The 26,976-nt window shown below is 45.4% G+C and carries 20 protein-coding genes; all 20 read left to right on the plus strand.

The window, feature by feature from the left end; all coding sequences use genetic code 11:
• The 20 genes from C5469_RS03150 (at position 1) to C5469_RS03245 (ending at position 26,958) form a co-directional block, all read left to right on the plus strand.
• Positions 1-624, plus strand: coding sequence for a tail fiber assembly protein (locus tag C5469_RS03150; protein WP_166302204.1), 624 nt, complete (start codon positions 1-3; stop codon positions 622-624).
• A 158-nt stretch (positions 625-782) separates the two neighbouring features.
• Positions 783-2,045: a phage tail fiber protein gene (locus C5469_RS03155; RefSeq protein ID WP_166302206.1), complete on the plus strand. Its 1,263-nt coding sequence runs from the start codon at positions 783-785 to the stop codon at positions 2,043-2,045.
• A gap of 661 nt (positions 2,046-2,706) precedes the next feature.
• Positions 2,707-3,240 (plus strand): type VI secretion system contractile sheath small subunit, encoded by a 534-nt coding sequence (tssB, locus tag C5469_RS03160; protein ID WP_166302208.1) that lies wholly within the window; start codon positions 2,707-2,709, stop codon positions 3,238-3,240.
• A gap of 7 nt (positions 3,241-3,247) precedes the next feature.
• Positions 3,248-4,729 carry a type VI secretion system contractile sheath large subunit gene (tssC, locus tag C5469_RS03165; RefSeq protein ID WP_166302210.1) on the plus strand — a complete coding sequence of 494 codons (1,482 nt, stop codon included), beginning with the start codon at positions 3,248-3,250 and terminating at the stop codon, positions 4,727-4,729.
• 57 nt (positions 4,730-4,786) lie between these two features.
• Positions 4,787-5,281 carry an Hcp family type VI secretion system effector gene (locus C5469_RS03170; RefSeq protein ID WP_166302212.1) on the plus strand — a complete coding sequence of 165 codons (495 nt, stop codon included), beginning with the start codon at positions 4,787-4,789 and terminating at the stop codon, positions 5,279-5,281.
• 58 nt (positions 5,282-5,339) lie between these two features.
• On the plus strand, positions 5,340-5,783 hold the full coding sequence (gene tssE, locus C5469_RS03175) for a type VI secretion system baseplate subunit TssE (protein WP_166302214.1): 444 nt from the start codon (positions 5,340-5,342) through the stop codon (positions 5,781-5,783).
• Between the two features lies 1 nt (position 5,784).
• Entirely contained in the window at positions 5,785-7,596 is a 1,812-nt protein-coding gene (gene tssF, locus C5469_RS03180) for a type VI secretion system baseplate subunit TssF (RefSeq protein WP_166302217.1), read from the plus strand.
• Positions 7,587-8,549 carry a type VI secretion system baseplate subunit TssG gene (gene tssG / locus C5469_RS03185; RefSeq protein ID WP_166302220.1) on the plus strand — a complete coding sequence of 321 codons (963 nt, stop codon included), beginning with the start codon at positions 7,587-7,589 and terminating at the stop codon, positions 8,547-8,549. The genes tssF and tssG overlap by 10 nt, the downstream gene beginning before the upstream one ends.
• Before the next feature lie 22 nt (positions 8,550-8,571).
• On the plus strand, positions 8,572-10,578 hold the full coding sequence (locus tag C5469_RS03190) for a type VI secretion system Vgr family protein (protein ID WP_166302223.1): 2,007 nt from the start codon (positions 8,572-8,574) through the stop codon (positions 10,576-10,578).
• Positions 10,579-10,612: 34 nt separating this feature from the next.
• Positions 10,613-11,212 (plus strand): DUF6931 family protein, encoded by a 600-nt coding sequence (locus C5469_RS03195; RefSeq protein WP_166302226.1) that lies wholly within the window; start codon positions 10,613-10,615, stop codon positions 11,210-11,212.
• Complete coding sequence (locus tag C5469_RS03200) at positions 11,212-11,511, plus strand: PAAR domain-containing protein (protein WP_207628676.1); 300 nt, start codon at positions 11,212-11,214, stop codon at positions 11,509-11,511. The genes C5469_RS03195 and C5469_RS03200 overlap by 1 nt, the downstream gene beginning before the upstream one ends.
• Before the next feature lie 13 nt (positions 11,512-11,524).
• Positions 11,525-12,610, plus strand: a complete 1,086-nt coding sequence (gene tssA, locus C5469_RS03205) for a type VI secretion system protein TssA (RefSeq protein ID WP_339413557.1) — start codon at positions 11,525-11,527, stop codon at positions 12,608-12,610.
• 1 nt (position 12,611) lies between these two features.
• Positions 12,612-13,274, plus strand: a complete 663-nt coding sequence (locus C5469_RS03210) for a type VI secretion lipoprotein TssJ (protein WP_166302235.1) — start codon at positions 12,612-12,614, stop codon at positions 13,272-13,274.
• Between the two features lie 5 nt (positions 13,275-13,279).
• Positions 13,280-14,677, plus strand: a complete 1,398-nt coding sequence (tssK, locus tag C5469_RS03215; RefSeq protein ID WP_166302238.1) for a type VI secretion system baseplate subunit TssK — start codon at positions 13,280-13,282, stop codon at positions 14,675-14,677.
• Positions 14,677-15,297 (plus strand): DotU family type IV/VI secretion system protein, encoded by a 621-nt coding sequence (locus C5469_RS03220; RefSeq protein WP_166302379.1) that lies wholly within the window; start codon positions 14,677-14,679, stop codon positions 15,295-15,297. The genes tssK and C5469_RS03220 overlap by 1 nt, the downstream gene beginning before the upstream one ends.
• Before the next feature lie 15 nt (positions 15,298-15,312).
• Positions 15,313-18,816: a type VI secretion protein IcmF/TssM N-terminal domain-containing protein gene (locus C5469_RS03225; RefSeq protein WP_166302241.1), complete on the plus strand. Its 3,504-nt coding sequence runs from the start codon at positions 15,313-15,315 to the stop codon at positions 18,814-18,816.
• Entirely contained in the window at positions 18,809-21,379 is a 2,571-nt protein-coding gene (tssH, locus tag C5469_RS03230; protein WP_166302244.1) for a type VI secretion system ATPase TssH, read from the plus strand. Before C5469_RS03225 ends, tssH begins: the two co-directional genes overlap by 8 nt.
• A gap of 85 nt (positions 21,380-21,464) precedes the next feature.
• Positions 21,465-22,703 (plus strand): MASE1 domain-containing protein, encoded by a 1,239-nt coding sequence (locus C5469_RS03235; protein ID WP_207628685.1) that lies wholly within the window; start codon positions 21,465-21,467, stop codon positions 22,701-22,703.
• A gap of 16 nt (positions 22,704-22,719) precedes the next feature.
• A complete protein-coding gene (locus C5469_RS03240) occupies positions 22,720-23,346 on the plus strand; it encodes a response regulator (protein ID WP_166302250.1) in 627 nt (208 codons plus the stop codon).
• Between the two features lie 3 nt (positions 23,347-23,349).
• Complete coding sequence (locus C5469_RS03245; RefSeq protein ID WP_242689381.1) at positions 23,350-26,958, plus strand: transporter substrate-binding domain-containing protein; 3,609 nt, start codon at positions 23,350-23,352, stop codon at positions 26,956-26,958.
• Positions 26,959-26,976 lie beyond the last annotated feature (18 nt).

Raw genomic sequence — 26,976 nt, forward strand, 5'->3', positions numbered from 1 at the left:
ATGACACACGAAAATATCTTAGATACTGAAACCGTTATATTAGGTGAAGACGGTTTAGCGACTAAAGCCGGTTGGATAAAGGTTTATCATGTTAATCCTTATTCGAGAGAATTTGCTGGCACTAATGTTGAATATGTAGCGGAAGGGGTAGGTGTATCCGCACATTCTTATCCTGATGCGCCAAATCTTCCTGATGCCGATAATATGGCTGTGCGTCGCAGTGCGGACGAAAGCCATTGGGAAATTGTCCCTGACCATCGAGGGAAAATAGCTTACAGCACACAAACCGGTGAACAACAGGAAGTTTCTGAACTGGGTGAATTAGCAGAAACATTGATATTCGAGCCACCGGCGACTGATTTTGATCAATGGGATGGTGAAAAATGGGTAACGGATATTGAAGCGCAGCAAGCTAATCAGATTAAACAGGCAGAACAACAACGTGATATTTTTCGTCAACAAGCCAATGAGGCCATAACGGTATTGCAATATGCGGTTGAAACTGAAATGGCATCGGAAACTGAAAAGGCGTTATTACTCGATTGGAAAAAGTATTTGGTATTATTAAGTCGGATTGATATTTCATTGGCATCAGATATTAACTGGCCTGAAAAACCGCAATAATAATAGCGTTAAAGTTTTTACTTTCTTTAAATATTAATAAAAGTTTTTTAAATCGGCGTTTTAATTTAATAAAAGCTCGTTTAAAAACGAGCTTATCGTTGTGTTATGGATAATGGGTATAAATTAAGGCTAGTTTTTTAAAAATTTAGGGGGAATATATGAGCCAAGAAAATGATTTTAAAGCTTTTTCTATTAAGAATGGTGCTAATGTAGTAAGTCAAGATAGATATGAAGCAAGTCTGGACTTACAGACGGGGTTTCCACCCAATGATGTTCCAACTCATTTGTTAAATAAGGTATTACGTCAATCATCAACAATAGCCTCTGTGGTGGCTAATTTTATTGCGACACAATCGGGTGATGATGTTTTGGATGACGGTGATATAGCCAAACTCACTGTCCAGTTAAATCGGGCGTTAAAGCAGAAAATCACGGCAGAAACTCCTGATACTTCATTAACGCAAAAAGGTGTTGTTCAGCTTACCAATGTAGTTGGCAACAGTGACACATTAGCAGTGACACAAAAACTGGCTCAGGAAATCGTTAATTCATTACGTGAAAATATTGATGGTAAAGTACCCAATGGCCGGAAAATAAATGGTAAGTCGTTGACTACGGATATTAATTTGAATGCCGGGGATGTAGGTGCAGTATCAATTAATGAAGCAATGTATTCAATGAGTCTTGGTCGTTTGGATGGATGGGAAAATATATATAATGGTTGTGCTGGATTTGTGCCCAACGTACCGTTCCTTGCCAGATATGGATTGCCAGATAAATTTGGAGTCCAGTTAAGATTTAGCAATGTCATTGGTGCATCAAGCGAGGGAATAGATCAAGTATGGAGCCACAGATTGATTTTCATACATGGGGGAGATACATATCGTACAGATTACATAAATACGGGGGTTAAAACTACACGTAAATTCTGGGATGATGCTAATGCTAAACCGGATATTAATGGATTCTTCAAACAAGCCTCTCCGATAGTAGAAATTTACCCCGATGGCACATTCTCAACTAACGAAGAATCAGAAGGAGCAGACGTTAAAAAAGAGGGGACCGGTATATATCACGTATCAAGTATTTTAGGGTATAACGCTGATGGTGGTTGGGGGATACATGGGGGTATTTCGGTTCCTCACGACAACAATAATCTCGAACTGATCTTTGTTAATGATCACGTTCAACCTGATGGTTCGATTATTGTTAAAACTTTCCACCGTCAACATTCACATTTGCCTGAAATGTTTCAGAACTGGCGAGTCAAATCTATTGATGACAAGGGTAACAAGATATTCTACCAAGATGGGGAACCCTGCGATATTCCCGACTATTGTCGTTTGGATATTCGTGTCCAAATGCCAGAAGATTCACTGTGGAATTTGAGACAAAACAAGTTGCAGGAAGAGTATAGATAATATGTACTTCTGATCACAATTTGTAGTAATACGGGGCCTAATCTGGCCCTGTATCTTATTTTTTACGCAACTATCCGGCTATTTGCAATAAGTGTTTATCTATTAATCCAGATACAATTCCCAGTAAAAATTCATCAGGTCGTGATATCTTAATTAATCATATTTAGGTAGTTAATCGATTTATCTTTATTAAAAACCTTGTATATTAATCAGGTATTCTGTTTCCCATATTAGGCAAGGCCAAGTTTAAATAAAATTCTAATTCCATCTATATTTTTATTTTTCTGACAAGTCAGATTTTCATTATTGAAGATGGTAAAATGGAAAATAAGACAAGTACGAAAATGCGTTTTAATTATAATATATAACTTTTAATTTTCTTATTAAATACAATCAATTAGATAATTGTCCTGGATTCAGGACATGATATTTCACTTTGATAAGCTTGCATTAAGACAATATACGTGAGAATTTATTTACCAGCCGACACACGGTGGGTTTTAAATATCATTAAATGTGCCACAGCATATTAAGTTGTTATAAATAGACGTTAATTGATCTCTTCGTCTATCTCATCTTGTTCGGTTATTTAATCAGGTTTGGTGCGGTTTAACGTAAGTAAGTTTGCACTTCCTGTCATATATAAAGGTAAAAAGGTGCCATGAATACTCAACGTAAGCTTGATAAAGTAAGGCCGCCCCGTGTTCAGATTACTTATGATGTCGAATTAGGTGGTGCGGTCGAGAAAAAAGAATTGCCTTTAGTTATTGGTGTGATTGGGCAATTTGCTGAGCAATCAATTCCTATGCGTGAACGTCGTTTCATGCATGTTGATAAAGATAATTTTAATGCTGTGATGGAAGGTCTATCACCTTCGTTGGAATTACAGGTTGAAAGTGCTTTGCCGGGTCAGAGTGGATTTATTAATGTCGATTTGCAATTTCAATCAATGGCTGACTTTTCCCCGGAGAATTTGGCGAAGCAGATTGAGCCACTGCGTAATTTATTGGGAGTTCGCAGCAAACTGAGTGATTTGAAAGGTCGTGCATTGAGTAATGAAAAATTGCGTGACCGTCTGGCGGAAATTCTTGCTGAACATGCGGATAAATTACCGCAGGTAAATGAGGGAACGGAAACCGCCGCCACAGAAAATACAGCAGATGACGCCACTCCGGAAAATAACAATGCACAGTGAGGACAGCATGGAACAGAGCGTTGTTGAACAGCAAGAATTGAAAGCAATGGAAACTAGCGGCGATTTTCTTGATCAGATTATTGATAACACTCAGGCCATTCGTCGGGAAACGGATCGTGATCGGGTAAAAAGTCAACTCGACCAGTTTTTGTCCGAAGTGACTGCTGGCTCATTAGTGGTTTCTGGTGATTTGGTAAACAGTATTGAGGAGCGCATTGCCTCGATTGACGCGTTGATGTCCGCTCAACTGAGCTTGGTATTGCATCACCCGGAATTCCAGCGTTTGGAATCTTCCTGGACGGGGCTTAAGGGGTTACTCGATCAGAGTGAAACTGAGAATACCCAGATTCGAATGTTGAACGCGACAAAAACCGATTTGATTAAAGACTTTAAATCGGCTTCTGATTTCGATCAGTCAATGCTGTTTAAAAATATTTATGAACATGAGTACGGTACCTTTGGTGGTGAGCCTTACTCGGCATTTGTTGGTGATTTTGACTTTGATAACAGTCCAGAAGATCTTTACTTACTGGAACAGATTTCTCATGTGGCGGCTGCCGCACATGCACCGTTTATCAGTTCGGCCAATGCAGGCATGTTGGGGCTGAATGATTTTGGTGAACTGCCGCGTCCTCGTGATTTGTCCAAACTGTTTGACACATCCGACTATTTGCGTTGGAAACGCTTCCGAGAATCTGATGACTCCCGCTATGTCGGCCTAACTTTACCAAGAGTGATTGGTCGTTTGCCTTACGGAGCAAAAACGATTCCGGTTGAACAGTTCTGTTTCGAAGAGCAGATGAAAGAAGGGGATAGCAGCAGTTATCTGTGGATTAACGCCGCTTATGCATTGGCTGGCCGTATGGTGGCTGCGTTTGAACAATATGGCTGGTGTGCCGCGATTCGCGGTGTGGAAGGTGGGGGATTGGTAGAAGCATTGCCGACCCATCATTACTCCTCTGTGTCCGGCGAAAAAATGCTGCAATGTCCGACTGAAGTGGCTATTTCTGATCGCCGTGAGAAAGAATTGGCAGAATTAGGCTTTATTCCTCTGGTTTATTATAAAGGCACTGACTACGCCGCATTTTTCTCGGTGCAGTCGCCAAATAAACCAAGGAAATATAATTCTGATTTGGCAAATGCCAACGCAAAATTATCAACACAATTGCAATACATTATGACGACTTCTCGCTTCGCCCATTATTTGAAAATGATTGTGCGCGACAAAGTGGGTAGTTTTATGTCCCGTGGAGAATGCCAAACTTATCTGCAAAGCTGGATCAACCAGTATATTGTTGGCTCTGATACTGTCGGCGCAGAAATTAAAGCCAGCCATCCATTGCGGGAGGCAAGAGTTGATGTTGTTGAAGTTCCTGGCTCGCCTGGAACATATCGCGCAGTAGCTTATTTAAGGCCACATTTCCAATTAGAGGGATTAAGTATGTCTTTACGGTTGGTTGCAGATTTGCCGCCGTCTTCGGCTGCTTAATTATTCTATTTATTAATATTTATCCTATTTTATTACAAATAACAGGAGTAGTTAATTATGAGTTCTTCTATTTTTTTACAAATTGATAGTATTCCAGGTGAAAGTACCGACAGCCAACATAAAGATTGGATTGAGCTGGAGCATGTCAATTTTGGGGTGTTCAACCACGCACGTATTGCAGACAGTGGTAAGCGTAAGATTACCGTTGGTGCAGCGGATTTCCGCACCATCGATTGTGTGAAGGTGATGGATACCAGTTCTATTAAACTGCTGTCCGCTGCGGCGCAAGGTACAGCGATTAAGAATGTGAAATTAGCAATTTGTACAATTTTCAAAGGGGAAATGCACCCTTATGCGGAAGTTGAAATGGACGAATGTATTATCTCTGATGTTCATGAAACGTGTTCGCGTGGCGGTGAATTCCCACAAGAGCAGTTTTCCATTACCTATTCCAAAATTAAGTGGACCTTCACACCACTCAGTCCAGACGGCAACAAAGGCAAAAAAGTGGGTCCAGAAGGTTGGGATCTCATCGAGAACAAGAAACAGTAATTTTTACTGTTTACTGCCGGCCAAAGGCCGGCAGTTTTAACCAGAAAGAAAGGATATTATGATTCAACCTTCATTTCTCCATCGTCTGAAAGATGATCATCCACAAAAGGAAGAGCGTGGTGTAACGCTCACTTGGTCACGTCAGGAAGTTGTGCAAAGCCTCATGTTCGATCTGAACATGTTATTTTCATCAAGACCGATTTCCGCAGTTTTACCTTTATTTGGTGAGTTACCGAAATCAGTTTTAAATTATGGCGTTTCTGATGTTATTAGCGTTGATATTTCGGATGATGAGCGTATTGACGCACTGAGCAATAATATTTACCAGGCTATTTCCTGGTTTGAACCACGCCTGAAAAATGTCGTTATTACATTACAAAAAAATACACCGGAGAATATTACTTTTTGGGTGAGTGGAATTTTTTTCGACGAACAGATTGTGTTTTCTATCTCATGGAGCAGTACCGCTTATACCTATTCAATTTCATGGGACAGATTATAATATGATGTTATTACCACAGAAAATACTGAATTATTATAATCGGGAGCTGAGTTATTTAAGGCAATATGGCGCCGCTTTTTCTCAGCGTTTTCCCAAAATTGCCAAGCGTCTTGGATTTGCGGAGGGCGTTTCAGAAGATCCTCATGTAGAACGGTTAGTAGAATCTTTTGCTTTTCTGACGGCCAAGATTCATCAACGTATTGATGAAGATATGCCGGAATTGAACAACGCAATGCTGGAAGTACTGGCGCCACAATTCTTACGTCAGATCCCGTCGGTGTCGTTGGTACAGTTTCAGCAAGACCCGTTGGCATCGGGTGTGACTGGCGTGATGACAGTAGCACGACATACGCCGTTAATTTCTCAGCCAGTTGGTGATGTGGCTTGCCGTTTCCGCACGGTATATCCGCTGGAAATGTTGCCATTGGATTTAACCCACGCGGAACTGATGCCAGATCCTTACGATCGGGATTTTATCTTAACGCTGAATTTCACGCTGTGGCCGGGTGCTAGTTTTCAGGCGCGTCATATTCGGTTGTACTTACATGGAACGCCGATACTGGCCCATAGCTTATATGAACTGTTGTCGGCGCAGGTTAAGCAGTTGGAATGTCGGCTGGGTGAGCGTGTATTCAGCATGGATAGCCGAGATATTCAGGTCGTGGGTTTCGATCCGCAAGACAACTTGTGTGCTGATGATCTGATGATAAATCCGACTCATCATCTGTTCCGCGATTATTTTAGTTTTCCTGAACGGTTCTTATTTCTGGATATTCCATTGCCTGATGCGGGTTTAATCACCAAATCAGCCGGAGAACTACATTATCGTTTCCGGCTTAAGGATTGCACTGCGCTGCGTCGTATTGAACGTATGAGCGATAAAGTTGATAGCGAAACTTTTCGGCTAAATTGTGTACCCATAGTGAATCTATTTTCTCATCAGGCGGAGCCGATTATCCCGTTGGAAACCGAGCACGAATATCTGGTTCAGCCGGATGCCCGTCGTCCACAAAGTATGGAAGTCTATACCATTGATCGGGTTGAGATTGTCAGTCGTCAGCAAAAGCAATTAAGTTCTAGATCAGTACCGTCATTATTCGGTATTGAACATACACAAGATGGCGAACAGCCTCTGTTGTTCTGGCAAGCGTCACCGCGCCCTTCACTCAGGCACAACGAAACGGGAATGAATATGTTTATCGGTTTTTCCGATAGCAGTGGTGAGCAATTAAAGCCAGAAACCGAAGTGGTGGTATTGAGTTTAACCTGTACCAATCGTGATATGCCACGGCTGTTGAGCAATGGTCATCCTGATGGGGATTTTGAATCAGAAGTTGCTTTGCCGGGCGTAAAAATTCTGGGATTGATCCGCCCCCGGTTTCCGGTGCGCTCACAACCGAACTGCGCATTGAACTGGCGTTTGGTGTCACAGCTCAATCTGAACCAAATGTTGCTGAGTGGCTTGCAAGGCGTTCAGTGCCTAAAAGAGACGCTGGAACTGTACAACTTGCATGGTGATCCCGCTATATCGCGGTTAATTACACAGTTGCAACAGGTTGCTATTGTGCCGGTGAGTACACGTCTGAATCCAGCTGATCCTTATTCTCTGGCGCGTGGATTGGAGGTGACGTTGACATTCCAGACACAGGCGGGTGAGTTTGTTGATTTTTATCTTTTTTGCAGCCTACTGGAACGTTTTATCGCTATGTATGCGCCGATTAACAGTTTCACGCAGACAGTGACTCAATTGGAGTCGGTCAATAATAGCATGCGTCGGTGGCCACGTCGTAGCGGGAGGCTGACATGGCTTTAGAAAACAAGATACGTCTGGCTGGTGGCCGTTTTTATCAGAATGTTCGTCGCCTGCTTAAACGCTGTCACTATCGTCAGAGTCGCGGAACAGTAATTATCCCTGATGATGTGGTGCAATTTAGCTCAGTTCTTACGCTGGATGCACCGGAAGGTGAAGTGGAATCTTTGTTGCCACCGCAACAGGAGGATGAACAGTATCACATGGCGGTATATCACTTTGGGTTGCTGGGAACTTTTGGTGCATTACCGTTGCGCTATACCGAATGGCTGATTGATCGGCGTTATCGTTATGGCGATGAATCAGCTCAGGCGTTTATTGATATTTTTACCCATCGTCTGCTTAGTCTGCGTTTTCAGGCGTGGCAGAAATACCGGTTATTTGTTAATGCAGAATTGCGAAGCCGTCGGGCGTTACCCGCGGTCATTCCAGCCGTTGCCGGGCAATTAACGGCGAGTGAAACTCAGCATATTCATCCTGCCTGCGTTGGTCTGTTGGCAACATCCGTTCGTTCAATGATGAACTTGCAACATCTGTTGCAGCGGGAATTTAACATGGCGGTCAGTATTCAGCCGTTTCGGGGACGTTGGCAGTATGCAGAGCAAATGCACTGTTGTTGCCTGGGCCGCAGCTTGTTGGGTGATAACCCGATGCTGGGTCACGCTTACTGGGATATTCAGTCAGGATTTCATATTCAGCTGGGGCCGTTTGCAGCCCAGCAGCGCGCCGATTTTATGCCGGGAAATGAACGATATCGCAGATTGACCCAGTGGGTGTGGCAATTTGCCGGTCCGTTGCTCTCTTTCTCGCTGGAATTGCTGGTGCAGCACGATGGGCGTGGCAATAGATTAAACGGCAGCCGTCGATTGGGATGGGATGGTTGTTTAGGGGATACCGGCGATACCCATATTCAGCATGTATATCTGGGGGAATGTACGAGCCCCTACGCGGTTTAAACAAGAAATTCAGGTGAAAAATATGCTGTTAGGGCAAAAGAATCGTTTTTTACAGGTTATCGGCAGTCTGTCAGATATTGTGGCACTGAATAAAATCAGTGGTGAAGAAAGTTTATCTCTCCCTTATTCCTTTTCTGTCGAGCTTTACTCCAGCGCGGACTGGGACAAGCTGGAGTCTCATATTGGTAAACCACTGGCGTTTTGTATTGGTGAAGCGCCAAATCATCGGATTGTGCATGGCATATTGACGGAATTGCAGCAACAAGGCTTTGCCGATGGTCAATTTTGTTATCAGGCGCGAGTTGAACCGTGGCTGAAAATGTTGACGTTAACCAGTAACCTGCGTGTTTATCAACGCATCAGTGTACCGGATATGGTGTGTGATATTTTCCGTAAACGTGGGTTTAACGATGTTGAGTTGGCGTTAAAAAGCAGTTATCCGAAACTTGAATATTGCATGCAATACAAGGAATCAGATTTTGATTTTGTGACGCGCCAACTGGAACAGGCGGGTATTTTCTATTTTTTCCGCCATGAAGAAGGGCGCCATGTATTGGTACTGGCTGATCACCCTTCGACGTTTATTAACGCCCCTCTGGCTGTATTGCCGTATCAGTCGAAGCTCGGTAGTCAGCAAGGATACGGGCTGCGTGCCTGGCATATTCATCGCACGATGATCCCAGGTATGGCGGAAATGAGTGGTTATAACGTTAAAAATGCGTCGGTAGTTAGTGCCAGTGCTAAAGCGAATAGTGGTTATTCCGTCAATCCGAAGCTTTCTATCTATGACGATCGGCGGCAGGAGGAACGTAATCAGTTGGAGGTGCAGGCGGCGCTGTGCATGGAACAATGGGAATCACAGTCGCATTATGCAAGTGCGGTTAATAGTTATCCCAGTTTGCAAGTTGGGCACCAATTTACGTTGAAAGGACATGCCAGCGCTGATGGGCGTTATGCGGTGGGCAGTCAGCAATTAAAAGCGGAAAGTAACCTTGAGGAAGGTGGGTTGTTGTTTTCGTCGCAGGTGACACTATTTCCGGCGAAGAAAGCATTCCGTCCGAAACCTTCTGTCACGCGGCCTTATATTGCTGGCGTGTTGTCTGCGTTGGTTGTGGGCGCTGCATCGGAGGAGATCCACACCGATGCACAGGGGCGTATCAAAATCCAATTTCATTGGGATAAAGAACACAAAAAAAATGATGACAGCTCTTGTTGGGTGCGTGTGAGCCAGTTTTGGAATGGTGCAAAATTTGGTGCTCAATTTGTGCCACGTGTGGGCAGTGAAGTGTTGGTGAGTTTTGTTGACGGCGACCCCGATAGCCCGCTAGTGACTGGAACGGTTTATAACGGAGTAAAGATGCCACCGTTTGCGTTGCCGGGACAAAAAACGCAAAGCGGCATTACTACCCGCAGTAGTGCAAAAGGTACGGTGGAACAAGGGCATCAATTTTGTTTCGAAGATAAGAAAGGCGAAGAATTTATTTTGCTTCACTCACAAAAAGATCTGTGTCTGAAAGTGAAAAATGATTTTTCGGCGAATATCGGTCGTAATGCCTCGTGGGAAATTGAAGAGAAGCGCGATACAACAATTAAAAAAGGCCACGATACGTTAATTCTGAGTGAAGGTAATGCTGTCACCGAAGTGAAAAAAGGTGATAAGAAGCAAACACTGGATCGCGGTAATTTCATCACGACTATCAGCGCGGGCAGTTATTCGCTGGAGGTATCCAGAGGCAGCGCCAAAATTAATACTGGACAACACTGCACTATTACAGCCAATCAGGGAATTGAGCTGAAAGTGGGTGCTAGTAAATTGTCGATTACCCCAGCGGGGATCACTATCAAAGCGCCATCTGTCACGGTAGAAGGGTCAGGGAAACTGGCATTGAAGAGCAGTGGTGTGGCAGAACTCACGGGAACCACAGTCAAAGTACAGGGCAGTGCAATGGCACAGTTAAAAGGCGGCATTGTTCAGGTGGATGCGACTGGTATTGCGATGGTGAAAGGGATTTTGACCAAGATTGGTTAATAGTGGAATCAACGGATAATGAGAGTTTGGAGCAATGGCTAAATTACGACACTGTCAGCTTTCGCCACAGGCGGAGTTGGTATTACAGCAACACGTAGCACATGAGCAGAATCTATCGGCACTTAGTCAGGAAATGTTGTGGCAGGATGCGGTGTTCTACACCATTTTCATGTTGCCTTACACTCAGGCTTTGGAACTGGCACTGACATTTATCTCCTGTGTTTACGAACGGGCTCTGGGGCAGGAACAGCGGTTGCTGTTGCAACAGGTGCGGCGCTGGCGCGCTAATGGTGGCGACCCGTTGCGTCATGAATTGTTCGAACAGGCGCAGGCTGTTGGGTTTGATAACCCGATTTCGTGTCTGGTGCTCTCGGTTTTCTGGAGTGAAGGCAGCATGACAACTCCAGATCTGGAAGCCGTTTATCCACAGCCGTGGCAGTCACTTGCGGCACTGGCAGATACGCTGTGTCTGATCCTGCACTTTTATGGCGAACAGCCGGAACAGCAAGCGCTGTATGTCGAGCAGTTTTTCCAACTGGCGCACGGGCAATTAAGGCAATTGCCATCGTCACAGGATCAGGGCCGCAAAAATTATCTGTACCATGAAGCTACAACATTATCAGGAGAAAAATGATGCCAATGCCAGCTGCCCGGGTGGGTGATATGCATATTTGCCCAATGATGTCTCCTGCTGTGCCACCCATACCGCATGTGGGCGGACCGATTATGCCGCCAGGCGTGCCAATCGTTCTGATTGGTGGTTTGCCCGCTGCGACGATGGGGTCGTTGTTGGTGTGTGTTGGACCACCGGATACGGTGGTGATGGGAAGTCCAACAGTGTTGATTGGTGGACGGCCAGCGGCCAGACTTGGCGATTTGTGCGCTCATGGTGGCACGATCACGACAGGCTATCCGTTGGTGATTATTGCCTGAAAGGGAAGCAAGCGTGAATTTAGCACAGACAGACATCACTCGTTTTTTACATCCTATCTCTGCTGATGCACCAGCGGGATGTGATATCGAATATGAACCTCTTTTTGAACAGATAAGTGCTGCGCGCGAAGTTGATGAGGATCTCCCACAGGATGATGCGTGGGGATATGAAACGCGCCAGGCTGACTGGCTTCAGGTTTCAGTGTTGTGCCAGGAAGTACTGGAAAAGCACAGTAAAGACTTACAGATAGCTTGTTGGTTAACTCAGGCACAGGGGGAGCTGTATGGTTTGGCAGGTATTGGCGGTGGTATCACATTACTTGCCTGTCTACTGGAAACCTTTTGGCCGGTACTATATCCGCCGCTGGATGATGAAGAGGGAAACAGTGCTGACGCCCGTCTTGGTCGGTTAAGTTGGTTGGATAAACAACTGGTAAAACAGTTGGACAACCTGACACTGACTAGTGATGGTAAATTGAGTCTGAGCGTTTGGCAGCGGGTGCAGTATTTCGAACAACGTGTCGCAGCTAAGAGTGAATTACGCGCTCCCCTGATCAGTGATGGCTATTTCGGTATCGCTGAATGTGATGACAGTATTCGCGCTACGCCGGCTGAACAATTTAACCAGTTATTGGCACAGGCTGAACAAGTCAACCAAGCGCTGGAAAAACTACACCAAATTATGGCGGGTCTGGTGCCAGATACTGGCAACAGTATGAGTGCCAGCGCCCAACGATTACAGGAGATGATGGCATTAATCACGCGTTTTTATGAAATTGTTGCGCCGGGAGCCATGCAGCAATCCCGTGGTGAGGAAATGTCATCGGGAGGAACCGCGTCAAACGGTATTAATACGACGTTGGCAGAAGATCGTTCACACCATGAAACACGCGATGTTGCCATTGGGCAGATGATCAATATCGCCAATTATTTTCGTAAGAATGAACCCACCAGCCCGGTGCCGTATTTAATGGAACGGGCAGCGCGCTGGGCAAATATGGGAATGGCCGAATGGCTGGAGGAAATGATGGAAGATAATACCTCAGCGTTACAGGAAATTATGCGCGTAATAAAAGGACCAGAGAAAAATAGAGAGTAAAATGAAAAATAAGATGAATTTTTATAATGTTATTAAACGTAGTTTCTCAGTATTACTAATAATTCTGTTAATCAGTGGTTGTAGTGATTCAATTTCTAATAATGAAAAACGATTACAGGCAATCGAACAAGCCAGACCTGTTTACGCCAATAATGCGATTCGTTTAAAAATGATGGCTGATCCGCAGCTGAATGTTTTTAATAATATGCCAAATAGTTGCACGATATTAATTGCTCAGGCGGAGAAACGTGAACAATTGGATAAATTACTGGCTAATCCCACGCTATTACGCAATTTATTTGCTGGTACGGGTGCAACAGAAAATATATTACAGCTTGATAATTATGTGATGATGCCGGGGCAATCCGTATCTTTACATATTGATAGAGCGGAACAGGCACGCTACGTCGCGCTGATTGCCGGTTATTATCCGGCTCCAGGAAGCACACATGTGCGGGTATTATCGCTACCGTTGCGTCTTGAGCAAAGTGGTTGGTGGAACAAATCTTGGAGTGCTGAGTTTGTTCCTATGAATATTGATTTAATGCTGGGGCGCTATGCCATTACCCGGAGTCATGTCTTTGCAGGCAATGCGGGAGATGAAGTGATTTTCCCCGGGCAGGCAGCAGTATCTGATAATAATGGGAATCTGTTGAGGAAGTAAACACCATGTTTGAACATAAACCGATGTATTGGTATTCAGGATTGTATTTACAGCCGCAACATTTTCAGGCGCATGAATTGCAACATGAATATTGGCAAGGACGTTATCAGCTATTGACTCAACCTTATGCTTTCGGTGTCGTGAGGCTAGTGTTTAATCTGGCCGCGCTGAGTGATGAAGTACTCAGTGTTCATAAAGCTGCATTCGTTTTTCCGGATGGTTGTTATGTGGATTGTGATGTGAATGGTGTGCTCAGTGCCCGCTCACTGCGTGATTGCTGGCCGGAACGTGAAAAACCACAGCGCATTTATATTGGCTTGCGGACGTTTAATCATAACCAGAGTAACGTCACCGGTGTCGCGGATGCGACTAGTGTAGGCGATATTACTAGCCGTTGGGTGACATGGCCGCAAGAGCAGCGGATGCGGGATGCTTTTGGGGAAGGGCCAGAGGCAGAAGTGCAGCAACTCACTTATAACTTACGTTTTTTTCTGCATGATGAGATTGCACAGGCAACGGGCTATACGCTGTTACCTGTGGGCCAACTGCGCTGTACGGGTGATGGTATTGAACTGGATAACCGCTACTTGCCGCCATGTTTGACGTTATACGCCGTGCCACAACTGGGACAACGTATTGAGCAACTTTGTCAGGAATTGACAGGACGTGTCCATCAATTGGAAGAGCTAAAGCGTCCGCAAACATTGGAAGCGGAAGTTTATACTCAGGAGAAAAGCACATTATTACTGACACTGCGTACTCTGGTGCGTTATGTCGTGCAGTTGTATCACTGTCAGGAGACGCGTGATGTTCATCCTTTGCAGATTTTTGGGCTATTGCGTCAGCTGATCAGTGAACTTTCCTGTTTTACTGACCGTTGCTCTTTTTTGGGGGAATGGAATGGACGGGAGGGGACACGGGAGAAATATCAGCATTTGGATCTGGCTTTGACACTTAATAATTGTGAGCGAACAATTATCGATCTGCTCAATGCGCTGGTGCTGGAACCGAACACGGTCATTCCACTGCAACAGGAATACAGCGGTTATTATCATGCGGCGTTCAACGTAACAGGCGCGAGTGAACAGCAACGGATCTATTTGGTGCTGCGCTCTGACAGCTTAACTCACAGCGAGCGTGAAATTCCTGATGATCGTTTGATTAAGTTGGCGGCAGCGGAACAGATTGACGGCATTATTAATCGTGCTTTGCCCGGAGTGCGTTTGTATTACCAGGAGATTGCCCCACACGGTTTACCTAACCGAATGAATACCCGTTATTTCCGGGTAGAGAATCGTGGCGCGTTGTGGCGGCAGGTAGAAGATAGCGAACGCGTGGCGGTGCACTGGGCTGATGCGCCGGACGATTTACAGATAGAAATCGTTATAGTGAGAGTGTCGTGATGTGCTTGTTGGATTGTTACATTCCGGTATTTACCTGTGTGTTGCGTATGATCCAGCAGCAGGTGAATCAAGCTGAAGAGTTGCGGCAGACATTGTTAGCCGCGCTGACGCAGGCGCAGAATGAAGCACAGCGGCATGGTTATGGATTGCAAGATATCGAAGAGGCGAATTTCGCGGTGGTGGTTTGGGCCGATGAAGCTATTTTGTGCGCTGGTCAGAAAGAATTGAATGTTTGGCGGCAGTCATCGTTGCAGGCGCAACTTTATGATGCTGAACTTGGCGGAAATACATTTTTTGATCGTCTGGCGGCATTAGCTGCGGATAATTATCAAGTTCGGTTGGTCTATGTTTTTTGCCTACTTTCTGGATTTTATGGGCGTTATGGCAGACGTGACAATTTGGAATTGCACAATATTATCCAACAGGAATTAGATAATTTCCCTGATACGTTGCGTCGTTATATTGCTACAAAAAATCACAGACTGATGAGCACGTGCGATAATATTCTGGAAAATAAGCGGCCCAATAATAAATGGCGTAGGAAGTTAATGTTATTAATGTTTTCTCTTACCTCAATTTATATTTTTATCACAATTTATTTATTGAATATTAGCCGATAAATTCGGAAATTAAACATGAAAAAGTTATTTTATGCCATTGGCTGGCTCAGCGTGATGGTCGTCCTTCTGTTACTCAGTTTAATCATTGCTGTGGCATTTTCATGGCCAACAATCGGTGGTCTGATATTATTTCTTTGCTTATTGCTGTTGTTATTACTGCTATGTGGGGCGATGGCATTAATACCGCAAATAACAAATAGGTTGAGTCGGATAAATAGGTTCTGGCGGCAGGGAAATAATCGTCTGGAATATTTACTGTATCAGCATTGGTGGTGGGGAGGACGTTTACAAAGTTGGCGTCGATTCCGTTCGCGGTTACACCGTAACGGTCCTGTTCCTCCGTGGTTTCTGGTGGTGGGAGAGCGCGGTAGCGGTAAACAACCGTTGTTAGCACGCAGTAATGTAGTGCCAATGGCAGGAAGAGATCTGACGTCATTTTCGGAGAATGCCTTTACTTGCCGTTGGTGGTTTTTCCGCCGGGTGATGTACATGGTAGTTTCTGGCCGTTATACCGAAGGGCAATCCTTGTACCGGCAAGCATGGTTACGTCTGATACGTTGGATCGCACAGGTGCGTAACCCTGCTGGTATTCTCGTTTGCCTGTCGGTGGAGCAGTTATTAAACAGTGACAATAGAGCGCTCTATACCATGGCGCGTAATGTACGTGCGCAGTTGGAACCGTTGCAGATACGTTTGGAACGTCGCTTACCGATCTGGTTGATTCTGACACACAGTGAAGCATTACCGGGGTTCAGTCATTGGTGTTCGCAATTGTCGGCAGAGCAGCGAGCTGACTTACTGGGTTGCTTTATCGATAAACATACAGATGGTAATGTCACTGATGTGCTGGATATCAGCATGCACACGATTGTCGATACCTTGAAGATGATGCGTCTTAAGCTGCTTAATCAACAACGGCAGCAACCACAGGCGGAAGTGTTGGCATTGCCGGAAACCGTTGCTCAACTGAAACCTGCGTTGGGCTGTTATCTGAGTGCATTATTCGAACGCGATCATTACCTGGAGCATGGCCTGTTACGCGGTGTGTTTTTTACTGCGGAACATCAAACCGAGTTGCAGCAAACCGAAGGCGTTTTTAGCCACCGTTTGTTGGGGGAATATCTGCCCGGCCAGATTCGACGTAGTGATTCTGTTTTGCTAACAGGTTGGCGAACATTAGCCAAACGCGCGTTGGTTAGCGTGTTTAGCCTGACGATGGTGTACGGCGCAGGTAGCGCATTGGTTAGTACCTGGCGTGGTGTCACGCAGCTTGAGAATATCCATGAAACCAATCCGCTTGAACGGAGCTACTTACGTTATCAGCAGGTTGAACGCTGGTTACAGCAAACCTTGCCGCCTCTGCTTTTTTATCCGGTTACCTATACGACAGAACAACGTATGGCGAGGGAATATCAGCAGCAGGTTCCAGTTGATGTGTTCAATCCTGAGTCGATAGTCACACGCTTGCTAACGCGTTTCCGGAATGCTGAAACACCGCAAAAACGACTATTGGTTTTACATTGGGCGCGTTTTATCAATATTGAACAGGCAATGGCGCGCGGTGCTTCGCTGGAAACTTTACAACACATGCCTGCTTATTCTGCCTCACTATTAAGCGGTACCGATGATCCTTTACGGTCAGATCAGCGTGTGGCATTGCGTTTAGCGCAATATCGTCAAGGCAACGCACAGCAAGCGTTTGATCAATGGCGAGATGGATTGCAAACATTATTGGAAGATTCCAGCAACTGGCAGTGGATTTTGGCGGATGAACAGCCAGTTGGAACGCACTCGCTAACATTGGCGGATTTCTGGCCACTGACGGGAGATGATGCCGCTAAGGCTAACGCGCGTATTCGTGGCATTTATACTCAGGCAGGTGAACGGGATATTCAGGCTACATTGGACGAGTTGGCACTGGCTCTTAACAGACCAGAACTCTTTTCTCCTTTGCAACGCTCGTTTTATCAACAATATCAGAATCAGCGTCAGTCAGAATGGTTGGCGTTTGCTCAAACGATGCCACAAGCGGAAGGGTTGGTACGTGGCAAGAAAAACTGGCAAACACTGGTATTAGCAACCGGTCAGTATGGCAGTCCTTATATTGTTTTTCTGTCACGGCTGGAGAGTGATCTGTCCACAGTGAAGCAGGAAGATCGGCAGCCTTGGCTGCAAGCGCAGCAGCGTTTATGGCAACTGCATGGCTATGTGCAAAAAGGCAGCATGATGCAGCGTGTCTCGTTGGGGAACATTTCCTTACGCCAACGCATAATGTCATGGCTTGGTATTTCACCGCAGATCTCTGTGCAACTGGATGACAATACATTAACGCGCTATCGCGATTACCGGCAGGCCATACAGTTGAATAGCCAACGTGAATTACTCAGCGATATGGAAACTGAATCGTTAGTCAAAAATGCGTTGAGTGATGGGAAAGGGGAACTGAACGATAACGGTTTACGTACATTGTTTAATCGCTTCGCGCTGTGGCGTCATGAAACGGAAAGCAAGCAGAATGCAGGGGTAAATGAAACCTTGTGGCGACTCTATCAGGGTGATGCCCATCTGGTACTGCGTTATGCCTTCTTAAGTGCCGCCAGCCGCTTGCAAACACAGTGGGAAAGTAAAGTGATCTGGCCGATGGAAAAATTAAGTGGACAAGCGCTGTTCGATGGTCGGGAACTGAATGCTCGATTATATGAATACAGTAATGCATTTGTGCGGGATACGGCAGATTATGCGCTGGATATTCGTCCTGAAGGCATTAAGCGTCAGGAAATTGAAGGGGTGGCCTTTCCGTTTAGCGACAATTTCATTTTCTATATCAATAACTTGATTCAACCGAATAACATGCTTTCATCTACATCTGATATTCGTCGCCGTTTGCAAGAGAAGCTTACTTTGTTGGAAAACGAACATGAATTGGCAGCGGCACAGCAGGAACCAGAACAAGAGCAATCGGCAGAAGTCGTGATGACTAGTCAGCCCGCGACGGCTAACCGGGGAGCACGGGTGTTGCCGGTTGGTAGTTCGGTGACATTGAGTTGTGATGATGGTGAACAACAACTCAGAAGTATGAATTTCAATGACAGCATGACCCTGCATTGGAATCCGGCATCATGCGGTAAGGTACAGATTGATGTGTATTTCCCCAGTTTTACGCTCAGTAAAAGCTACGTTGGTACTGATGGTTTGCTGCAATTTATACGTGCTTTCTCCCGTGGTGAACTGACACTGGCAGCACAAGCGTTCCCGCAGCGGCACAATGAATTAAGTGCACTGGGTATTAATAACATTACTGTGCGCTATCAGATAAGTGGAGAGAAAGCCGTTTCCTCATTGTATCAACAGTGGCAACAACGTCAGCAACAACAAACAGTGCTGTTGGAACAACGCAACCGGCTGGATAGTCAGTTGTTGGATTTAAGTGAGCCGACAGTGGCGAAAGGCTCTCTTTCTACATTGCCGTTACAAATCACCACCTATTGGAATGAATTAAGGAAACCTAAAAGTGAGTAATTATCTGAAACAGATCGTGGGTAAATTAACGGTGGAAGCGCGTCAGTGTCTTGATGAGGCTGCTAGTTTAGCGGTACGGCGTACCCATCATGAAGTGGAAATTGAACATTTGCTGCTAGCTCTGTTTGAAAAACAGATGCCGATGATGGAGCAGGTGTGTCATCACGGTGGTATTGATGCTATTGCGTTACTGAATGCTTGCCAGCGGTCGCTGACGCTATTGCGTAGCGGTAATCATCGTCCGCCAGTATTCTCTACTAATTTGACCGAGTGGCTGGAACAGTCCTGGATGTACGCCAGCACTCGCTCTCACTTGGGATCGTTGCAGATTACGGCTCAGGCGTTGATTGTGGCATTGTTAGTGAACCCGTCACTGCAACATTCACTCACATCGGAGCTACAACAGATGTTACAGGGTAACATTGATGCGATAGAACAGTGGTTGTGTACACAGGTACATACAGAACCGCAGCAAATGACGGCTGCCAGGGATAATACGCAATCCGCACTGGCTCAGTATGCTCATCATCTGACGCAGGCGGCACGTGATAACAAATTGGACCCGGTATTGGGACGAGAACCGGAGATTCGTCAATTAATTGACGTGCTGTTGCGTCGTCGTCAAAACAATCCATTGTTGACCGGTGAAGCAGGTGTCGGCAAGACGGCTCTGATAGAGGGGCTTGCTCAACGTATTATCGATGGTCGTGTGCCGAACGTGCTGACGCAAGCCGAATTATTCACACTGGATATAGGGTTGTTACAGGCAGGTGCTAGTGTGAAAGGCGAGTTTGAAAGCCGCCTGCAAAACTTATTAGATGAGGTGAAGGAATATCCTGCACCCGTGATTTTGTTTATTGATGAAGCTCATACTCTGATTGGCGCTGGTGGTCAAGCCGGACAAAATGATGCGGCCAATTTGTTGAAACCGGCATTGGCACGGGGTGAATTGCGGGCGATCGCTGCAACTACCTGGGCCGAATATAAGAAATACTTTGAAAAAGACGCAGCGTTAGCGCGTCGTTTTCAGGTGATTAAAGTTGAAGAGCCTTCTCTGGAACTGGCGACAGCGATGTTACGTGCCATAACACCGGCTATGGAAAAACATCATGGAGTTAAGGTACTCGCAGAGGCGGTAACAGAAGCTGTTACATTAGCTAGCCGTTATATCAGTGGGCGTCAGTTGCCGGATAAATCAGTCAGCCTGTTGGATAGCGCCTGCGCCCGTGTCTCAGTTTCACAGACTGACGAACCGGCGCCTATTGAAGATCTACGTGCCATGCTGACAAACATTGCTACCGAACAGGAAGCATTATTACGTGAAGGTGGTCATGAAACTCAGTTAAAGAAATTGGCACAACGTCGGGCCGAATTACAGGCGTCACTGGAAGAAATTTTACCGGAATATCATGTTCAGCGTCAGTTAGTGAATGACATCCTCGCCTGCGAAGAACATGACGAACGGCTACCCGGATTGAGAGCAGAACTGCATCAACGCCATCGTCAACATGCCTATGTATTTGACTGTGTTGATGCAGCTTGCGTAGCGGATATTGTTGCGGGTTGGACGGGAATACCGCTTGGCCGGATGGTGGAAAATGAGCGTGATGTACTGCGTCAGCTTGAAACGCGCCTCGGTCAGCGAGTTATGGGACAAGATCATGCGCTCAGTCAGATAGCCTGTCAAATTCGAATTGCCAAAGCGCAACTGGCCGATCCGGTCAAGCCTACTGGAGTATTTATGCTTGCAGGTCCTTCAGGTGTTGGGAAAACGGAAACCGCTCTGGCATTAGCGCATGAATTCTATGGTGGTGAACATCATATGATCACGATCAATATGTCGGAATATCAAGAAGCTCATTCGGTTTCTGGCCTGAAAGGTTCTCCTCCAGGGTATGTCGGTTATGGACAAGGTGGTGTGTTGACCGAAGCGGTTCGGCGTCAGCCTTACAGTGTGGTACTACTTGATGAAGTGGAGAAGGCGCATCCTGATGTGTTGGAGTTGTTCTTTCAGGTGTTTGATAAGGGCATGATGGAAGATGCAGAAGGACAACAGATTAATTTCCGCAATACGTTGATTATTCTTACCACTAATGCGGCATCGGATTTGGTAATGCGGGCAGCGATGCATGGGGTAAAAGAGCAGGGAGAAAATCGTCCGGCAACACTTGAAGATGTTCAGGAGGTTATCCGACCAGAACTGCAACGGATTTTTACTCCCGCATTTTTAGGTCGTTTGCAGGTTATTCCTTATTTGCCGGTACATGGTGAAGTTCTGCATGCCATTGTGCGTCATAAACTGAATAAAGTTGTGGAGCGTTATCGTCAGGCAACTCAGTGTGAACTGCACTATAGCGATGTGCTGGTGGATTTTATCGCTGAAGGGTGTCGGATTGCCGAAAGTGGGGCACGTGAAATTGATAACTTGTTAATGCAGTTTGTTCTACCGTTGTTATCGGATCAATTGCTGCTGGGAGATACGCCAGTGAATGAAGATGTTTGGCTGGATGTTATGGACGATCAGGTCCAGTTATTGTCAGACAAAACTGAACTATCACCATAGAATATTATCAACTTAGCGTAAGAAGCTGCCCTCTCTGCTATTATTATCTTATGATGTAACATCAGTGTTACGGAATGAGATCCTGATGAAAATGAAAAAGATAGTGGTCTTTTGGTTTGCTTTTACGCTAGTTAATTTTGCGCTGGCACTGCTAAGTTTGCAAGTGCGTGATGTCTGGAGCCTGTCGTCATTGGTGTGGTTTCCGGCAGGTTTGTTGCAAGGCATTTTTTGCGCCAGGGCGCCCCGGTACTGGCCTGTCTGGTTAATAACGGGGGCGTTGATTTCTCTGACCGCGAGCCAATGGTATGGCAGACCAGTAAGTGTATCGTTGATATTTGCTTGCATCAATGTCGTGATGTTGGTAGTGACGGGGCTAATCTGGCAATTTTTTTACGGTGTAATGTGGGCGCCAAAACGAGCAAGGGACATCTTTAATCTGACAGTGCTTTGCTCATTAAGCGGAATTATTGAGCGATTTGTTGCGAAGTTGGTACTTCATTTATTGGATTACCCTACCGATATATCCATTTCATTACCGATTGTCGTAGGTTCTGTGTTGAGTTATCTGCCGTTTACGTTTTTTGTTATTTCTTGCATCACCTACGAGAAAAGCCGGACCAGAGATAGGAGAGTCTATGGTTTATGGCTAGTGGCTTTGTTGGTTATGGCAGCGTTGTTTACCAGCCCGCCACCTGAAACCGGGAAAATACAATGGCAAGGAGTAGTGCTCATGTTTTCCTTCAGTTTGCCGATGCTACTAGCGTTAAGTGGCGATTTATTGGTATTAGGCAGCTTCTTATCTTTATGTACGCTAGGGGTTGTAAGTGCAACCATTTTTGGTTTTGGGCCATTTTCATCTCCATCAATGAACCTTCAACAGAATGTACAAATGGCGGCATGGTACAGTACCGCGTTTACCTTGCCTGCGTTACTATGCTGTAGCTGTTTATATAACGCAATCAATGCATTGCATCGTCGTAAAGCGCGTTTTTTGCTAATGAAGATGATGCTGGAACAAGAACAGATTAATTGTTTTCGATTAAGTGCCGATGGGCGCTTGTACTGGCATCATGATTCGGCCTGGATGCGGTGTGGAAAGGCGCCTGTCTACTGGTCACAGTTGATGGCTTGGGTGCATAAGGAGGATAGACAGAAAATTGAACAGCTTAAAAGTTCAGTTTCTTTGATACCACAGATGTTAAAAGTACGAATTGCTGATGGCAAAGGTGAATTTAACCAGGTCATCATCGCCTTGATCGTTCATGTAGGAGAAAATGCCGGTTTTATTGAAGGAACGATGCGTGAAATAGCGGATAAAAAATAATATGGAGAAATAACCTATGTCAAGACGAGTCATTATTGCTGACGATCATCCAGTATTTTTATTAGGACTGCGTACGTTATTGGCTACATTGCCCGAGAATTATCAGGTTGTGGGGGAAGCACATGATGTTACCGCACTTTTCTCTCTGCTGGAGGAAAAAGAGGCGGATATGCTGATTACGGATTTTAATATGCCAGGTGATAACCAGATCGATGGTCTGAGGATGATTAGCCGGATACGTGAGCAGTATCCAAACTTGCCTATTGTGGTGATCACGATGATTAGTGACCGGAAGATAGTTGCTTCGTTGATTGATTACAAAGTGAAAGCGATTTTAAACAAAAACAGTCTGTCTCACGAGCTAGTGAAAGGGTTGTACAGCACAACGGGACATGATGAGCCTTATTTAAGTAAGCAATTTCTCGAATCTCCAGGTGAGGAAGTTGTAAAAGCACTCACCGGCAAAGAGCTGGAAGTGATTAAATTATTGGGCCAAGGGTTGAGTGTGAATGATATCGCAGCGCGTTTGTACCGTACTAAACAGACGATCAGTGCACAAAAAATCAGCGCGATGAAAAAGCTGGGATTAGACAATGAAGCCGCTCTTTATAATTATTTGCATCAGGTTGGATTGGGATTGTAACAAATGAAAGGTTGGTGGAACGAACCTCGATGGGTAGCTATATTGTTACTCTTGTTGCCATTATCTGGCTGGAGTCTCAATCTGTTTGAATACCATAATGCGCAAGATCTGCCTTCAGGCGGACTGCCGGTGGAATTTTATTCGAACGTCGTCACTCAGGAGTTTGTTCTATTACCTGTCAAAGAACACGAAATTCTGGCGCCGCGTTTCCCAACACTAAAAGTCGGCATTCTTTGTTGTATTGGGGCGCCATTGGTTATCCATCGTTGGGATGGCAAGCTGGAAGGGATTTATGCTGATTATCTTCGCCTGATTGAAACTGTGTTAAAAAGGCCGGTGGAGGTACGTTTGTTTGGTAACTGGGCATCCGCCTATGAAGCATTGCAGCGTGGAGATATTCAGCTGTTATCGCATTCTGCCTCATCACGGTCGGGAAATAGGAACGATGATACTTACCCGATTCTGGTGCAGCCGCTAGCCCTGATTGTGCGTAAAGAACAAGTGAACATGCCATTTGACAAAATGAATATTATGGCAGCACCAGGCAGTAACCCGAATGTCATTAAGCAATTGAGCAAATATTACCGCAGCGTTTTAGTGGCGAAAAATCAACAGGAGGCGATTCAGGCGGTGGTGGATGGTCAAGTGGATGCTTATTTGGATGGTCAAAGCCAGATTGCCTATTTGCTGGCTTTTCGTCCATTTAGCGGGCTGACCTACCGTCGGGATCTTTCGCAGGGAGAACGGTACGATTTTCTTGGTCACAACGGTGATGATATGGTTGAAACGATCAATCTCATTCTGACCGCAATTCCCCATGAGATAAGAAATAAGGTTTATCAACGTTGGGTTTCTGGGTTGGCTCTGGGAAATAATAACGACACTGCGATCTTTTCACCACGAGAAAAAGCCTGGATTAAAAAGAATCCTGTTGTCAATGTCGCCACCAGTCGTACAGCACCACCTTATTCATTCTTAGATAAAAATGGGGAAATTACAGGGCTGGATATCGATATTTTACGTCTGATAGGCGAGAAAAGCGGCATCACCTTTAATTTTATTCCGGCAGATGGTGCTGTGGGGGTCAAAAAGCTGTTAAAAAACGGTGAAGCTCAAATGACTTCTTTGGTCAATACACCAGAGCGTAGCCGTTGGCTCTCTTTCAGCCATCCTTATGGTACGGTGGAATGGGTAATGATTACCCGCAATGAGCGTAATGCGCCTTATGAATTTGAGCAACTTAAGCACCACCGGGTCGCTGTTCAGCGCGATCATGCACTAATGTCAGTATTGAAGCAGTATCCGGATATTTCCGTCGTGGAAGTTGACAATGTGATGAAAGGCGTTGATATGGTACTGGCCGGGGCAGCGGATGCAACCTTTGATAGCTTGATTAGTGCTGATTATCTACAGGCAAGCCACTATGGTTCTAATATTTCTATTCAATTCTTTAGGGATTCCTTACAACCAGAACAGTACGCCATCCTACCTTCCTATCCTCAATTAGTTAGCATATTGAATAAAAGCATTGATGCACTACCTCCAAATGAGCTACGTGTGTTGCGCTTGAAATGGTTATCTATGGCGAATGTAACTCCCTATGGTGACAATAAAATCTCTCCTTGGGTGAAGTTGTGGGGAGGGGCGTTATTTGTGATTGCATTGAGTTCAGCCTTTTGGGGGAGCTATCTTGCACACCAAATCAGACGCCGTAAAAAGGCGGAAAATAACTTACAGAATTTGCTGGCATACTGGGAAACGTTATTTAATAACATTCCTACGCCTATGTTTGTCTGTGATCCAACGATGTGCATTACGGCAGCGAACCTCTATTTCCGGCGCGAAATGAGCCCGATAGAGTCTGATGTGATTGGCCGCAGTCTTTTTTCTCTCTGTTTCTTAGATCCTGATGATGAACAAGAGATCAGTATGATTTTCTTACGTTGTCTGGAGGGGGAACTGGCACATTTTTCTGACCGCAGCATTGTGGCACGAGGCAGAGACAAACATGTTTATTTATGGCTTGAAAGTTACCGAAATACCGAAGGCATTGTTCAGGGAATCATTGGTGGTTGGTTTGATGTCACTGAGCGTAAATTGCTAGCGCAAGAGTTGCGTCAGGAGCGCGATAAAGCTGAACTCGCCAGTTTGGAAAAATCAGATTTTCTGGCACACATGAGCCATGAGATCCGCACTCCTTTGCAAGCGATTATCGGTATTCTCGATTTGGAAGTAAAACAGCAAACTCAGTCATCCGCACCATTACATATCGCGTGGCATGCCGCTATGTCCTTACAGGGAATAATTGGTGATGTGCTGGATTTCTCCAAGATAGAAGCTGGACGCATGGTGCTGAATCTAAAGCCAGAATCATTGCAGGAAGTTTTGGAAAGTTGTGCGGCGACGTTTAGCCATCGAGCGAAGGAGAAGGGGCTGTATTTCACCCGGCAGTTCGATTTGCCATCTGAATATTATCATCTGCTGGATGCTACACGTGTCACCCAGATAGTTAATAATCTGCTGGGTAATGCGATTAAATTTACTGAACAGGGTGGTGTGCGGATCAGCACTAGCTATCAGCATATTGCGGACAGTAATCGAGATGAAATTACGCTGGTGGTTGCAGATACCGGTTGCGGTATCCCGGAAACCCTGTATGAGGCTGTTTTATTGCCCTACGTACAGGTGACGCAGAATAGTGGTGGTAAAACCGGTACTGGGTTGGGATTACCTATCTCTGTACAGTTAGTTGAATTAATGGGGGGAAGCCTAAAAATCACTGGAGTACCCAGTGGTGGTGCACAGGTAACCGTGGTATTACCGCTTATGCGTAGTACGATTGAGAAGGAAACCGCGAGTGAAAGAACTGAAAATATTGGCACGGAGATTAATGAACCACTGAATATCCTGGTGGTTGATGACTTACCAGCCAATTTACAGGTACTGTCATTACAGCTAGCGCCATCGGGCCATCGTGTTGTATTGGCTGAAAGCGGTGAACAGGCCATGAACCTGATGGAAGATGGGTATTTCGACATTGTGCTGACAGATTGCCAGATGCCGGTGATGAATGGTTACGAGCTGACTCAGTTACTGAGAAAACATGAACGGCTGCGGCAATTACCGCCGTTCATTATTCTGGGGTGTACCGCGAATGCGTTTTCTACCGAGCAGGCACGTTGCCTGGAGGCGGGAATGGATGGTGTATTGATTAAGCCGCTGGTGCAAAGCAAGTTACTGGCAGAAATTACGCGTTATTACCGACAAGTCAATGATGAAGCAACGCTCCAGCTTGATGAGATTCAAACGTTGGCTCAGCAAGATATGACGGTAGAGCGTCAATTACTCAGTGCGATACAGAAGGGGATGGTGGAAGATATTTCAGAGCTGAGACAACAGGAAAATCAACAACTCCATGAAAAAGTTGCACATCATGCACATCGTATGAAAGGCGCTTTTGCTCTGATGCGATATCAGCAGGGAATACGTGTCTGTCTGCGTATTGAAAAAGGCGAATGTTGTGATGAGAAAACAGTTGCCGTTTTGTTGACTCGTGCGGAACATTTCCAACGGCAGATCGAGCAGCGATTGGAAATGTTGCAAGATGAGTAAAATACTATTATGGGAACC

This window comes from Photorhabdus cinerea (assembly GCF_011189575.1).
Taxonomy (GTDB): Bacteria; Pseudomonadota; Gammaproteobacteria; order Enterobacterales; family Enterobacteriaceae; genus Photorhabdus; species Photorhabdus cinerea.